Origin of the sequence: Mesorhizobium sp. LMG17149 (assembly GCF_024518695.1) — a bacterium.
Lineage (GTDB): Bacteria > Pseudomonadota > Alphaproteobacteria > Rhizobiales > Rhizobiaceae > Mesorhizobium.
The window spans coordinates 447,096-460,101 of record NZ_JANIFL010000007.1 but is presented as its reverse complement, the minus strand read 5'-3'; the positions used below and the strand labels follow the sequence as shown (position 1 = coordinate 460,101).

Below are 13,006 nucleotides of genomic sequence, written 5' to 3'. Positions count from 1 at the left end.
GGCGATGCGGCTTTTTGCTCAGGTTTTGCAGTCGAAAGTTCTTCGGAATAGTCGAAAAGCTTTTCCGCCGGGACCCACTGTCATCCAACCGTTAAGAAGAATTAATACAAGACAACAGCGATCTTGTTTTCAGCTGACGCCTCATTTCGCAGGCGTATGGCCATTGATGCGCGCCTACATAGCGGCGGCAGTATAGTTGGGATTCAATTTATGTTGTCAGCAGGTTTAGCCTTATTGCGCGGTGCACGGCCGACGGTTTCGGGGGCGGCAACTGCGCTCGCCCTTGCAATCATCGGGGCCATGATCGGATCCGCTGCGCGGGCTGAGCCCATTCGCGGTGCGGGGTCGACACTGGCCGCGCCGATCATCGGCAAGTGGGCAACGACATACAAGGCTGCACGCGCCGACGGCGGCGACTTCTTCACGCTGGACTGGACCGTCGATTATGAACCGGTCGGATCCCTTGCCGGCCTGATGCGGCTTGCGCAGCCCGAACTGGATTTCGCCGCCACGGATGTTCCCGTGCAGGCTGATGATCTCGCCAGGAACGGCCAGCAGCAATTTCCGATCGTCATGGGCGGGATCGCGGTGGTCGCCAATCTCGATGGCCTGCCGGAGCAAGGTCTGCACCTCTCCGGCCCGGTGATCGCCGACATCTATCTGGGCAAGATAAAGTCCTGGTCCGATCCTGCGATAAGGGTGCTCAATCCCGACATAGCCCTTCCCGATCTCGCCATCAGCGTCATCCACCGGCAGGACGGTTCGGGCTCAACCTATGTCTTCACCGAGTTTCTGTCATCGACAAGCGAAGACTGGAAGACGAAGCTTGGAGCCGACACTCTGATCGACTGGCCGCTCGGGACAGGCGCGGAAGGTACGCAAGCGCTTCTTCGTGCCGTGGCTGCGAGCAAGGGGGCGATTGCCTACGCCGAATACGGCCAGGTTCTTCGCGCCGGCCTTCCCTTCGCAGCGGTCCAGAACAAATCCGGCAAGTTCGTCAAACCGGACCCGCAGGGCGTGCAAGCAGCGGCCACCTCCGTCGCCTGGGGGGAAACGACCGACTTCTTCGCCTCCCTCACCAATCGCAGCGGAGATGGTGCGTACCCGATCAGCACGGCGGTGTTCGCCGTTGTCCAGGTCGCGGGGCGTTCGGAACATCGCTATCGCCGCGTGCATGATCTTTTCCGGCTCGCCTTCGCGCAAGGTGCCGGCGACGCCACCGCACTCGGCTATGTGCCGCTGCCGAAAGCGCTCATTGGCCAGATCGAACAGTATTGGGCAAGGCAATTGCCGGTCGGAAACTGACCCGAACGAAAGCTGCCTTGCGCAGCAACTGAACTTCATACCGCGTCGTCGTGGCGACTTGTTGGGGGCCTGCCTGAAATGGACATAGATATCTTCAAGGACATCCTCGTGCCGGTGATCGGCGGCTTGGGCATCTTCATGCTCGGTCTGGATTTCATGGCAAACGGCATCCAGGCGCTGTCGGTCAACCGGATGCGCGACTTTCTCGCCAAGGCAGCCGGTACGCCGGTCAAAGGCGTGCTGGCGGGAACGCTGATCACGGGCGTCATCCAGTCGTCGACGGCGATGAGCGTCATGGTCGTCGGGCTGGTCAATGCCGGTGTCATCGCCCTGCGGCCGGCGATCAGCGTGATCATGGGCGCCAACATCGGCACCACGCTCGGCAACGGGCTCATCGCCCTGCCGCTCGGTCCGCTCGGATTGATCCTGGCCGGCGTGTTCTCGCTGGTCTACTGCTTCGCCAAAAGCGAAAAGGTGAAGAACATAGCGCTCGCCTGCATGGGTTTCGCTCTGATCTTCTACGGCCTCAACCTGATGACCGGCGGCCTGCGTCCGCTTCGCAACCTGCCGGAAGTCATGGCGCTGCTGCAGACGCTGACGGCCGACTCCTACCTCAACCTTTTCAAATGCGTGTTCATCGCCGCCGGCGTGACCGCGATGATCCACTCGTCCTCGGCGACGATCGGCATCGTCATGGGCCTTGGCGCGGCGGGCATTCTCGACTGGACAACCGCCGTCGCCTTCTCGCTCGGCGCCGATCTCGGCACCACGATCACGTCGTGGATGGCTTCGCTCAACCTTTCGAAGAACGCCAAGCGGACCGCCTATGCGCACATCTCGTTCAACATCATCGGGGTGTGCATCACCATCCCTCTGTTCTTCGTCTCCATCCAGGTGCTGGAATGGGCCATGCAGTTCTTCGGCGGCGATCCGGCCGTTCCGGTGATTGTCGACGGCAAGGAGACCTTCCCCCTGGTGCCGGTCGCGGTCGGCCTCTACTCGACCTTCTTCAACGTCTTCAACACAGTGCTGCTATTCCCGTTCATCGGCGTGTTCGAGCGGGTGCTATCGCGTGTCGGCCACACGGATGCCGACGACGCGGAGGATTTCTCGACGCCGAAATTCCTCGACCGCAAACTGGCCAGCGATTTTGCCAAGGCCATTCCCGCCGTGCAGCAAGAGACGGCCCGCCATCTGGAGGCCGGCGCCATGTTCCTCGACATCGCACGCTCTTCCAAGAAGGCGCCGTCGGATCCGGGCGAGCACTATCTGGCGACCGACATCCTCAGCCGCGATATCCGCGCCTACACCGCCGCGCTGATGAAGGAGGATCTGCCTTACGAACAGCTCGATCTGATCGCCAGCCTGATCGAGGAAGCCGACTTCACGGCCGCCCTGACGGAATCAATGCATCAGGTGGCGCGCCGCGTCAGGCGCGAGAAGTTCAGCAACCCGGCGCAAGCCATCGTCGACGTCGCGCTGAACAAGCTCGACACGTCGCTGCGCGAAATCTTGCCTACTTACGGAATTTCCAGCCCGCAGATGCCGGCCGGCCATGTAAATCTGCCCGGGGTCGAGGAACTGCGTGCCCGCACGCTGGCGCTCGGACCGAATGCCGGTGCCGCCGAACGCGGCACGATCCTGGCCCTGCTCGGGTCGATCGAGCGTGCGGAAATCCTGATCCATCGCATCGATGCCGAGCGCAGATCCGTAAACCGCCAAAGCGTGCTCGCCCGTGCGTCGGCACGCAAGGAAACCAGAGCAAGCCCGATGGGAGACCCAGGCCTGGTTCCGGCCGAGTAACGGTCCGCCGGACCATAACCACCTTCGTTCGGATTGCGGGTCAGGCAGGAAGACAGTCCATCCCGGTTCCGCCGGGATGGATCAGGCCAACGCCAGCCTCTTCTGTAGAAAGATGCGGCTGCGGCCGATAGGGAAATCGGCAAGCGTTCCAAAGGGCTCGTAACCCTGACGCTGGTAGACCTTGGCGGCGTTCGGATTGAAGGTGTCGATCCAGGCGTTTCGACAGCCGCGCGCCACCGCTTCGTGTTCGGCCGCATCCAGCATCTTGCCGGCCATGTGCTGGCCGCGCAGCCGCTCATCGACCCAGAGCCATTGCACGTAGAGCCAGCCCCAGGCGGTGTAACCGGAAATGCCGGCGACGACCGCGCCATCCTCGTCGCGCACAAACACCACAAGCGCCTTCCTTTCGGATGCGCCGACATCGCCGTCGTTGAACGCCGTCAGCCGTTCACCGAGAAAGGCGAGTTCTTCCGGCAAGGGATTTGCCGTCGTTTCAAGCGTCGTGTTCATCGCTTTTCCGAGATGGTTGCGTGTCGGCGTCGCCGCCATTGCGAAACTCTGATGCGGCAATGCCGTAGCGCTTGAGTTTGTCATAAAAGGTCTTGCGCGGTACGCCGAGCGCATCGATGGCGCTGCGCACCTCGCCACCATGGTCGCGCAGCGCGTCGCGGATGAGCTGTGCTTCGTATTGGCCGACCCGTTCGGGCAATGCTGCCGTAGGCTCCGGCGAATGCGCGGAGACCGCCCTCCTCTCATCTTCCGGACCGAGGCCGAGCGCAACACGGTCGGCAAAATGGGCAAGCTCGCGCACATTGCCTGGCCAGTCATGCGACTGGAGATGATCGCTGACAGCTGCATTCACCTTGGCGACGGGCCGGCCGAACCGTTCTGCCGCCTTGCCGAGGAAATGCCCAAACAGCATCGGGATATCGCCGCGACGCTCGCGCAGCGGCGGGATGCGCAGCGTCACCACGTTAAGGCGAAAATACAGATCCTCGCGAAAATCACCGCGTTGGTCCGACCGCCCCAGATCGACCTTGGTCGCGGCGACGACCCTGAGATCGATGCGCCTGATGTCGTTCGAGCCAAGTGGAGTGAGGCTGCGTGTTTCGAGCACGCGCAGCAGCTTGACCTGGAGCGCCGGCGGCATGGATTCGATCTCGTCGAGAAACAGCGTGCCGCCGCTGGAATGCTCGATGCTGCCGATCCGCCGCCGCTGCGCGCCGGTGAACGCGCCCGCCTCATGGCCAAACAACTCGCTCTCGATGACCGTCTCCGGCAGCGCACCGCAATTCAGTGCCACGAAGGGTTTTGCGCGCCGTCGCCCCCATCTGTGCAGGAGGTCCGCCACCACTTCCTTGCCGGTTCCCGTTTCTCCCTCGACCAGCACATCGACGTTCATGTCGGCAATCTGGCGCAAGGTCTCGCGCAGTCGCTTGATGGCAGGAGCCTCGCCGATCAGCGGCAGGCCGTCAGTGGCGAGGGCCGCGGCTTCGCGCAGCCGCCGGTTCTCCATCACCAGCCGTCGCTTCTCACTCGCCCGTTTCAGCGCCTCGACAAGGCGGTCGCCGGCATAGGGTTTCGAGATGAAATCGTAGACACCGTCCTTGAGCGCGGCCACTGCGAGATCGACGTCGCCATGGCCGGTGACCAGGATCACGGGTATGTCCGGGTCGATCGCCTTGATGCGATCGAACAGCTGCAGCCCGTTCATGCCCGGCATGCGGATGTCGCTGACCACCACGCCTTCAAAGGTCCTGTCGACAACGGCAAGCGCTGCCTCGGCGGCGTCGCGCGCGACCACAGCGAAGCCGGCAAGCTCGAGCAATTGCGTTGTGGCGTGCAGCAGGTCCGCATCGTCGTCGACGAGCGCCACCAGCCCTGATCCCTCAATCATTCAATTCGCCTCAAATCGATGGTGAAGGATGCGCCGATGCCATTGCCGGGATCGAGCCGCAGCGTGCCGCCCAATTCCTGGGCGATCTCCTGCGAGATCACCAGCCCGAGGCCAAGCCCCTTCTCCTTGGTGGTCTGGAACGGCATGAACAGATTGCCGGCTGCTTCCGGGCCGAGACCTGGGCCGTTGTCGCGCACCGAAATCAGCACCCTGTCGTCGTGCTCGGCAAGTTGGATCTCTATGCGGGGATCGGGCTGGTCCTTCATAGCGTCCAGCGCATTCTGCAACAGATTGACCAGGATCTGCTCCAGCCGGATGCGGCTCGCCATGACCGCCGGCGAGGCGGTGCCCCGCGGCTTGACGATGGTCACGCCGGAATCGCGGATGCGGCCGGACAGCAGCGACAGCGCACCGTCGATCGCCTCGCGCACCGGCAGCGGCGAAGCGGCGACACCCGGCCGCCGGGCGAAAGTGCGCAAGGTGCCGGTGATCGCGCCGATGCGCTCGGTCATCGACACGATCGACGTCAGATTGCCGCTGGCCGGTTCGGTTTTGCCGGTTTCGAGAAAGCGGCCCGCATTCTCGGCATAGGTGCGGATAGCGGCGACCGGCTGGTTGATCTCGTGCGCCACGCCGGCGGCGATTTGGCCGAGGATGGAAAGCCGGTTGGCCTGGGCGAGGTCGTCGCGCAGCCGGCGCACCTTGGCTTCAGCATTCTCGCGCTCGGCGATTTCACCGGCAAGTGCGGTGTTGGAGCGGGTCAACTCGGCCGTTCGCGTGCTGACTCGGCTCTCCAGTTCGGCATTCATCCGCGCCAGCGCCTCTTGCCTCAGCCTGCGCGTTCGCCGGCGCCGGGTCAGCACGTAGGCAAGCAGGCCCATCAGCAGCAGACCAAGCAGCGTGGTGAGCCGCGCCGTGTTGGCGGCCGATGAAAGAGCAGCGTCGGCGGGAGTGAGCAGCCAGAGACGCCAGCCAGGAACAGCAGCGGGCAAATCCTGCACCACCTCGACGAACTGGCGCGGTTTTCCCGCGTTGTCGATCGTCGCCAGGCCGTCACCAGCGCCGCGCCGGATCGGCAGCGGCTCGAAGCCTGCATCGGCCAATTGGAGCTGCTCGTGGGCTGCGGCGGTGTCCTCGGCCGACAGTGGCGCCAGCGCACGGAACCGCCAGTCGGGCTGGCTGGTAGCCAGCACCACGCCGCGTTCATCAGTGATGAACACAAGGAAACCGCTGGAACGCCAATTGGCTTCGACGCCGTCGAGTTCGACCTTCAGCACCGCAACGCCAAGCGGCTTGCCGCCATCGTCGACGCGGCTGGCAAGGTACAGCCCCGGTCTGCCGCTGATTGTGCCGAGGCCATATTGGCTGGCAGCACCCTTGCTCATCGCTTCCTGGAAATAGTGCCGAAAATTGTAATCGATGCCGACAAAGCTCGCCGGTTCGTCGGCATTGCTGGCTGATATAGCGATGCCTGCCGTATCGATGATGTAGATGGCGGATGCCGAGGCATCGCCGGCAATCGACTTGAGCTTGTCGTTGAGGGCCTTTTCTTTCATTTTTCCGGCCCGGCGCAGAGCGCCGCGCACCGCATCGTCTCTGGCCAACACCAGTGGAACCAGGCGCTGCTTTTCGATTTCGCCGGTCAGGGTTCCCGCCGCCAGCGGCAGTGCGGCGAGTGCCGTCTCGCGCAGATTATCGGCCGCCTGGCCGGAGGCGATGCGCCCGGCAATGGCGATCACGCCGGCCAGAAAGGCAAGAGCGACGACCACGGCAACCCAGCGGCCATCGCGCAGCCGCGCCACGGCCTCGCGCAGCAATCCACGGCCGGCAAATCCGGGGGATCCGCTATCGGTGCCTGCTTGCGGCGTCTGCCCTCTCCCCTTTGCTCGCGGCCTTTCGGCCAGTGTAATGCGAAAATCCGCCCAGGCAAACACTGCCTGTGCGGAAATCCGCACAGGCTTTGGCCGCATGACGTCAGACAAAGGCGGAAATCCCGTGGTTCCGGCCTTTCCGCGAACTGGCACAGCGCTTGCAAAACTCCCTGGCAGCGGCGTGCGACCGGAGCGCCGCGATGGGAGAAGTCACGCAGGGCGCTCCGCCCCATCCGGCCAGGGAGAGTTCGATGCACATCGCAGACCATTCAGGCGCGTCTTCCGCGCAGCGCAAGCCTTTCTATGCCCAACTCTACGTGCAGGTGCTCGTCGCGATCACCGTCGGCATCCTGCTCGGCCATTTCTATCCGTCGGTCGGCGAGAGCATGAAGCCGCTCGGCGACGCCTTCATCAAGCTGGTCAAGATGATCATCGCCCCCGTCATTTTCCTGACCGTGACTACGGGCATTGCCGGCATGAGCGACCTGCAGAAGGTCGGGCGTGTCGCCGGCAAGGCGATGCTCTATTTTCTCACCTTTTCGACGCTGGCTCTGATCATCGGCCTTGTCGTCGCCAATGTCGTGCAGCCGGGCGCCGGCTTCAACATCGACCCGGCGACGCTCGACGCCTCGACCATCAGCAATTACGCCGCCAAGGCGCACGACCAGTCGGTCACCGGCTTCCTGATGAACATCATCCCGTCGACCATCGTCGGCGCCTTCGCCGACGGCGACATCCTGCAGGTGCTGTTCTTCTCGGTGCTGTTCGGCATCGCGCTGGCGTTGGTCGGCGACAAGGGCACGCCCGTGCTCAATTTCCTGCAGGCGCTGACGACACCGATCTTCAAGCTGGTCAGCGTGCTGATGAAGGCGGCCCCCATTGGTGCCTTCGGCGCGATGGCCTTCACCATCGGCAAATACGGCATCGGCGCGGTGATCAATCTCGCTATGCTGGTCGGCACCTTCTACGTGACGTCGTTCCTGTTCGTGTTCGTCGTGCTTGGCGCGGTCTGCCGCTACAACGGGTTCTCCATCCTGTCGCTGATCCGCTATATCAAGGAAGAGCTGCTTTTGGTGCTGGGCACCTCCTCATCGGAAGCCGCCCTGCCCTCGCTGATGGAAAAGATGGAGAAGGCCGGCGCCAAGCGCTCGGTCGTCGGCCTGGTCATCCCAACCGGCTATTCCTTCAACCTCGACGGCACCAACATCTACATGACGCTGGCGGCGCTGTTCATCGCACAGGCGACCAACATCCACCTGTCTATGGGTGACCAGATCCTGCTGCTGCTGGTGGCCATGCTTTCCTCCAAGGGTGCCGCCGGCATCACCGGGGCCGGCTTCATCACCCTTGCGGCGACGCTTTCGGTGGTTCCGGCGGTGCCGGTCGCCGGCATGGCGCTGATCCTCGGCGTCGACCGCTTCATGTCGGAGTGCCGGGCGTTGACCAACTTCGTCGGCAATGCTGTCGCCACGCTGGTGGTGGCTCGCTGGGAAGGCGAACTCGACGAGGCCAAGCTGGCCAGAGCGCTGGCGGGCACGGCCGACGATAGCCTGCCGGCGGACGTTGTTCCCGCCGAGTAATGACGCGCGGTCAATGCGTAAAAGGCCGGAGGCGTGCTGCCTCTGGCCTTTGTCATGCAGGTCGCAACGTCAGACCGTGCCGGTCTTGCTCAGCGGCGTGTCCGGAAACGTGCTTGGGCCGACAGGCATGCGGGCTGCCAAAGTGCCCCCGTCGTCGAACAGCACAAGGCTGGCGGCGCCGACGAGCCCGGCATGGCGGCCGAGCTGGGCCTGAACGACCGGCACGTCGCGATAGGCGCGCATAGCCCGTTGCCTGATGGTCGCCTCGATGGTCGGCAGCATCAGGTCGAGCCCATTGGCGATGCCACCGCCGACGACCAGCACATCGGGCGAATAGAGATGTAGGAGATTGGTGAAGCCAATGCCCAGCCAGCGCGCTTCCTCCTCCAGCAAGGCCGAGGCAAGAGCGTCCTGCAGCCGTGCCGCCTCGACGACATGGCGGCCGGTCACCTCCGCGTCCGCTGACAAGCGTCGCAAGGTAGAGCCGTCTCCGGCTGCCGTGGCGGCGCTGGCGCGGCGGCCAAGTGCCGTTCCCGACGCGATGGCCTCGAAGCAGCCAACGACACCGCATACGCAGCGCTCGCCTTCATTGGTGATGGTCATGTGACCGATCTCGGCGGCAAGGCCACGGCGGCCATGCAGGATGCGCCCGTCGACGACGACACCGCCGCCAATGCCGGTGGAAACCGTGACGAAGACCAGCGAGCGAGCGCCATGGCCGGCGCCGAAGCGCCATTCGCCGAGCGCCGCGGCATTGGCGTCGTTCTCCAGCCGCACCGGCAGGCCGAGCCGCCGTTCCAGGATGTCGGCAAGCGGCACGTCCAGCCAGCCGGCGAGCGTCGGCGGGCCGACGGCGATGCCGGCCAGCGGATCGAGCGGCCCCGGTGCACCGACGCCGACGCCGACGATCGAAAGTGCCGGGGCCTCGGCATGGACTGTCGCCGCCAACGCCTCGATCTGGCCGATTACCACATCGGGACCGGCCTGCGCCTGCGTCGGCACCGCCGCGAATGCCAGGATCTTGCCGTCGCGGTCGACCAGGGCGGCGCGAAGCTCCGTCCCGCCAAGATCGATCGCAAGGGCGGCTTCTGATGTCATGCCGCGACCTTCAAGCCGTGCAGCCAGCCAATGCGGCCGGCGAGGTCCTTGTCACCGAAGGCGAGCGAACCGAGAACCACGGTTTCGGCCCCGGCGGCACGCAGCAACGGCACGGTCTCGTGGCGGATGCCGCCATCGGCCGCCAGAACCACTTGTGCCTCGCGGCCGGCCTCTCTCAGGATGGCGCGGGCAGCGCCCAGCCTGTCGCAGGCCTTGTCCGACAGGCTCTGTCCCTTGACGCCGATTGCGGTTCCAAGAAGCGTCACGAAGGCGACTTCCGGGACGAAGGCCGTCACTGCTTCTACAGGCGTCTCCAGCCTGAGTACGACGCCGGCCTCGGCGCCGAGCTCCCGCGCCAGCCGCACGGCGCGCAATCCGGCTTCGCCATTCTCGGCATGGACGCTGATCATGTCGGCGCCGGCTTCGATGAACTGGCGCGTCTGCGCCTCGACGATTGCTTCATCGACCATCAGGTGGACATGGATGGGTTTCGCCGTCAGCCCCGCAATGCGGGCGACGAGATCGGGGAAGAACAGGAAGGACGGTGCGAAATGACCGTCCGCCACATCGATATGATGAAGATCGACATAGGGCTCGATGCGCTTCAAGTCGTTTTCGAAATTGGCGAGATTGGCCGACCAGAGCGAGAATTCGGCGATCATCCGGTCGCGCGGCAATGCGGCGATGGCGGCCGGGCCTGAGAGAGGTTTCGAGATCATGACTGGTCCTGGTTGTTGAAATTCATGTCGAGAAAGTCCGCGATGGCGGCGCGAATTTCGGCGAAATGGCACTCCTTGTCGGTGGCCTTCGGCATCACCTCGGCAAAGGTCGCATTGGGGATGGCGTCGGCGAGGCTGCGGGCGGCGGCCAGCGGATGGACGAGATCGATGCCGCTGCCGATGACGAGCGTAGGGAACGCAAGGCCAGCGGCGGCTGCCCGCGTCACGCCAGGTCCATCCTCTGCGATCGCCTGCATCACCTCGGCGAAGACGGGCGCGTTTTCGCGCGCGAAGAAGCCGAGCAGGGAAGCAAGATTGTCCGGCGCTTCGGTGCGAAAGCGGGCGGCCGTCGCGGACGCCGCGAAGATATCTCGCGCCTGCGATAAAGGACGGCTGCGGATGAGCTCCGCCACTTCCACGTAAGGGCGCATGTTTTGCGGCGCCGCCTCGAAAGCCCAGGCAGGGCGCACAAGCACGAGACCGGCGACCCGGTCCGGGTGCCGGGCGGCAAGCTGCAAGGCAATGGCCGCACCCATCGAGATGCCGCCGGCGATGAAACGGTCGAGGCCGGCCGCATCCGCGGCGGCCAGCACATCATCGGCGAACATCGCGATCGAAAACGGGCGCTTGCTACCGGCGCCGGAACCGCCCTGCGCGCGGCATTCGACGGTCAGCCGACGGTATGAAGGACCATCGGGAAAGTTCTGCGCGACCTGCGCTGCGTCACCGCCGAGGCCATGCTGGAAGACGACGGGAAGCCTGCCCTGCCCCGTGTCGAAGACACGAAGCGCTGCATCGTCGCGAAGCAGGATCGTCGGGGCGGCGCCCATCAGAGGAGCCTTCGCAGAAAGGCGGCGACATCGGGGGCTTCGTCGGCGGACAGGCCGTGGGTGACAAGCGGTCCGTCGAAGCCCGCTGCCTTTAGCCGTGCAACAAAATCCGGAAAATCGACAATGCCTTGTCCTGATGTGGCAAAGCGACCGTCACCATGACGGTCCTTGGCATGCGCCATGGCGATGTGGCCGGCGGCCTCGTCGATCGCGGCGGCAACGATAGCTCGCGCCTCGCCGGGCGTGGCGTGTTCGAACAGGTTTGCCGGATCGAGCACGATCTTCAGATGCTTCGATCCCATCTCGGCGATCAGCCGGGTCGCATCCCTGGCCGAGGTGACGATGTTGGCCTGCTCAGGCTCGATGCCGAGATCGACACCGGCACCTTCGGCCAGCGCCAGCGCCTTCGCCATCTCGGCGGCCATGTCGGACCAGGCGGCCGGATCGGCATTGTCGGGATGATAGGCCCACTGATCGGCGGCGTTGCGCGAGCCGGTGCAGAGCGTGACCAGCGGGATGCCGAGGGCAGCAGCAGCCTCGATGACGACGGCGAGACGCCGAAGGCCATCGTCGCGCACGGCTTTGTCGGGATGCGCCATGTTGTAGGTGCCCGACAGTGCTGCGAGTGAAACGCCGTTCGACTGCGCGGCGGCACGGACGGAGGCGATGGCGTCCGCCGGCACAGCATCCGGCATCGACGGCAGGCCGGCACAGGCCAGATTGAACTGCGTCGTCTCATAGCCAGCTTGCCGCACCGCCGTCAGCACGGCTGCCGGTTCAGTGCCCGGAAAAGTCTTGGCGAAAATGCCGAGACGCATCACACCGCCCCCGAAGCCGAGGCGAGTTCGACTCGCTCGCCTGATACCACCGAACGCGCGATGGCGACCATGGCGCGGATCGAGGCGATGCCGTCCTCGACATTGGCGCCACGCATCGGCGTGCCGTTCAGCACCGTGTCGGCAAGTCCTTCCAACTGGCGGCGGAAGAAATGGCCATCGGCGCCGAGCGGCTTGTGGGCCGTGGCGGTCTTCTCGTGAAATATCTCCACCTCGCTGGCGCGGAAGTACCAAGGGTTGAATGTCCTGGCGATAACGGAGCCGTTCTCGCCATAGAGCTGAAAACCTTCGTGCCAGTCCATGCGCACGGCAACCGTCAGGTCGAGATGGCCGAGCGCGCCGCTGGCGAACTCGGTTTCGACGAACCAGCAATAGGCGCCGAATTTCTCATTGAGGCGGGCGCGCACGGCGACGATATCGCCGCACAGGAAACGCGCCGTGTCGACGAGATGCGAGCCATGGGCCAGCATGAAGTATTGCCTGAGATCGGCCTTGGGATTTCCGGCTGGCTTCCTGGCTAGCCTGCTGGTGACGGGCAGCGGCTGCACGGCATCGGTGTTGGTGTAGCGATGGGTGGAATCGCAGTACCAGGCCTTCAGCGCCAGCACTTCGCCGATCTCGTCGCGAACGAAGTCGCGCGCGGTCTCCAGTGCCGGATCGAAGCGCTTCATGTGGCCGACCTGCAGGATCTTGCCCGAGCGCCTGACCGCTTCGGCCAGCGCCTCGCCCTCCTCGACCGAGGTGCCGATCGGCTTTTCACAGAGAACATGCTTGCCGGCGTTGAGCGCCCTGATCGACATCGGCACGTGATAGGCGTCCGACGTGGCGACGATCACCGCTTCCAGCTCAGGATCAGCGAGCATTGCCTCATAGTCGGAATACATCTTCTGCGGCTCATAGGTCGCGCCCATGCGGGCAAGCAGATCGGGTGCCGCATCGCAGATGGCGTAAAGGTCGGCATTGCCAGCTTTCACGCAGGATTCCAGATGCGCGAACTGCGCGATGGGGCCGCAGCCGAGCACGCCGACCCTGAGGCGTCTGTCCTGTTTCTTGATCATCGTCTCGTT

11 protein-coding genes are annotated in these 13,006 nt (G+C 64.4%); 3 read left to right on the top strand and 8 right to left on the bottom strand.

What is annotated here, in order from left to right:
• Positions 1–156: 156 nt before the first annotated feature.
• Together pstS and NP945_RS19455 are read left to right on the top strand one after the other, a co-directional pair.
• Positions 157–1,305 carry a phosphate ABC transporter substrate-binding protein PstS gene (gene pstS, locus NP945_RS19460; RefSeq protein ID WP_256747259.1) on the top strand — a complete coding sequence of 383 codons (1,149 nt, stop codon included), beginning with the start codon at positions 157–159 and terminating at the stop codon, positions 1,303–1,305.
• 78 nt (positions 1,306–1,383) lie between these two features.
• Positions 1,384–3,108 carry a Na/Pi cotransporter family protein gene (locus NP945_RS19455; RefSeq protein WP_127272615.1) on the top strand — a complete coding sequence of 575 codons (1,725 nt, stop codon included), beginning with the start codon at positions 1,384–1,386 and terminating at the stop codon, positions 3,106–3,108.
• A gap of 81 nt (positions 3,109–3,189) precedes the next feature.
• On the opposite strand, the gene NP945_RS19450 is transcribed toward NP945_RS19455, so the two are convergent.
• Genes NP945_RS19450 through NP945_RS19440 form a run of 3 tightly spaced genes read right to left on the bottom strand, consistent with a single transcriptional unit; the run spans position 3,190 to position 6,960 of the window.
• Positions 3,190–3,618, bottom strand: a complete 429-nt coding sequence (locus tag NP945_RS19450; RefSeq protein WP_128309491.1) for an N-acetyltransferase — start codon at positions 3,616–3,618, stop codon at positions 3,190–3,192.
• The gene (locus tag NP945_RS19445) at positions 3,602–5,005 is read right to left on the bottom strand and encodes a sigma-54 dependent transcriptional regulator (RefSeq protein WP_256747258.1); all 1,404 of its coding nucleotides are present in this window, start codon (positions 5,003–5,005) and stop codon (positions 3,602–3,604) included. The genes NP945_RS19450 and NP945_RS19445 overlap by 17 nt, the downstream gene beginning before the upstream one ends.
• On the bottom strand, positions 5,002–6,960 hold the full coding sequence (locus tag NP945_RS19440) for a sensor histidine kinase (RefSeq protein WP_256747292.1): 1,959 nt from the start codon (positions 6,958–6,960) through the stop codon (positions 5,002–5,004). The genes NP945_RS19445 and NP945_RS19440 overlap by 4 nt, the downstream gene beginning before the upstream one ends.
• Positions 6,961–7,127: 167 nt before the next feature.
• Here NP945_RS19440 and NP945_RS19435 point away from each other — a divergent pair, with 167 nt between their 5' ends.
• Positions 7,128–8,456: a dicarboxylate/amino acid:cation symporter gene (locus tag NP945_RS19435; RefSeq protein WP_256747257.1), complete on the top strand. Its 1,329-nt coding sequence runs from the start codon at positions 7,128–7,130 to the stop codon at positions 8,454–8,456.
• Positions 8,457–8,525: 69 nt separating this feature from the next.
• Here the strand turns inward: NP945_RS19435 and NP945_RS19430 are convergent, their stop codons facing one another.
• Genes NP945_RS19430 through NP945_RS19410 form a run of 5 tightly spaced genes read right to left on the bottom strand, consistent with a single transcriptional unit; the run spans position 8,526 to position 12,997 of the window.
• Positions 8,526–9,554: an ROK family protein gene (locus NP945_RS19430; RefSeq protein ID WP_128364476.1), complete on the bottom strand. Its 1,029-nt coding sequence runs from the start codon at positions 9,552–9,554 to the stop codon at positions 8,526–8,528.
• The gene (locus NP945_RS19425) at positions 9,551–10,273 is read right to left on the bottom strand and encodes a ribulose-phosphate 3-epimerase (protein ID WP_127319210.1); all 723 of its coding nucleotides are present in this window, start codon (positions 10,271–10,273) and stop codon (positions 9,551–9,553) included. The genes NP945_RS19430 and NP945_RS19425 overlap by 4 nt, the downstream gene beginning before the upstream one ends.
• On the bottom strand, positions 10,270–11,103 hold the full coding sequence (locus tag NP945_RS19420; RefSeq protein ID WP_256747256.1) for an alpha/beta fold hydrolase: 834 nt from the start codon (positions 11,101–11,103) through the stop codon (positions 10,270–10,272). Before NP945_RS19420 ends, NP945_RS19425 begins: the two co-directional genes overlap by 4 nt.
• The gene (locus NP945_RS19415) at positions 11,103–11,921 is read right to left on the bottom strand and encodes a sugar phosphate isomerase/epimerase (RefSeq protein WP_256747255.1); all 819 of its coding nucleotides are present in this window, start codon (positions 11,919–11,921) and stop codon (positions 11,103–11,105) included. The genes NP945_RS19420 and NP945_RS19415 overlap by 1 nt, the downstream gene beginning before the upstream one ends.
• A complete protein-coding gene (locus NP945_RS19410; RefSeq protein WP_256747254.1) occupies positions 11,921–12,997 on the bottom strand; it encodes a Gfo/Idh/MocA family protein in 1,077 nt (358 codons plus the stop codon). Before NP945_RS19410 ends, NP945_RS19415 begins: the two co-directional genes overlap by 1 nt.
• Between the last annotated feature and the right edge of the window lie 9 nt (positions 12,998–13,006).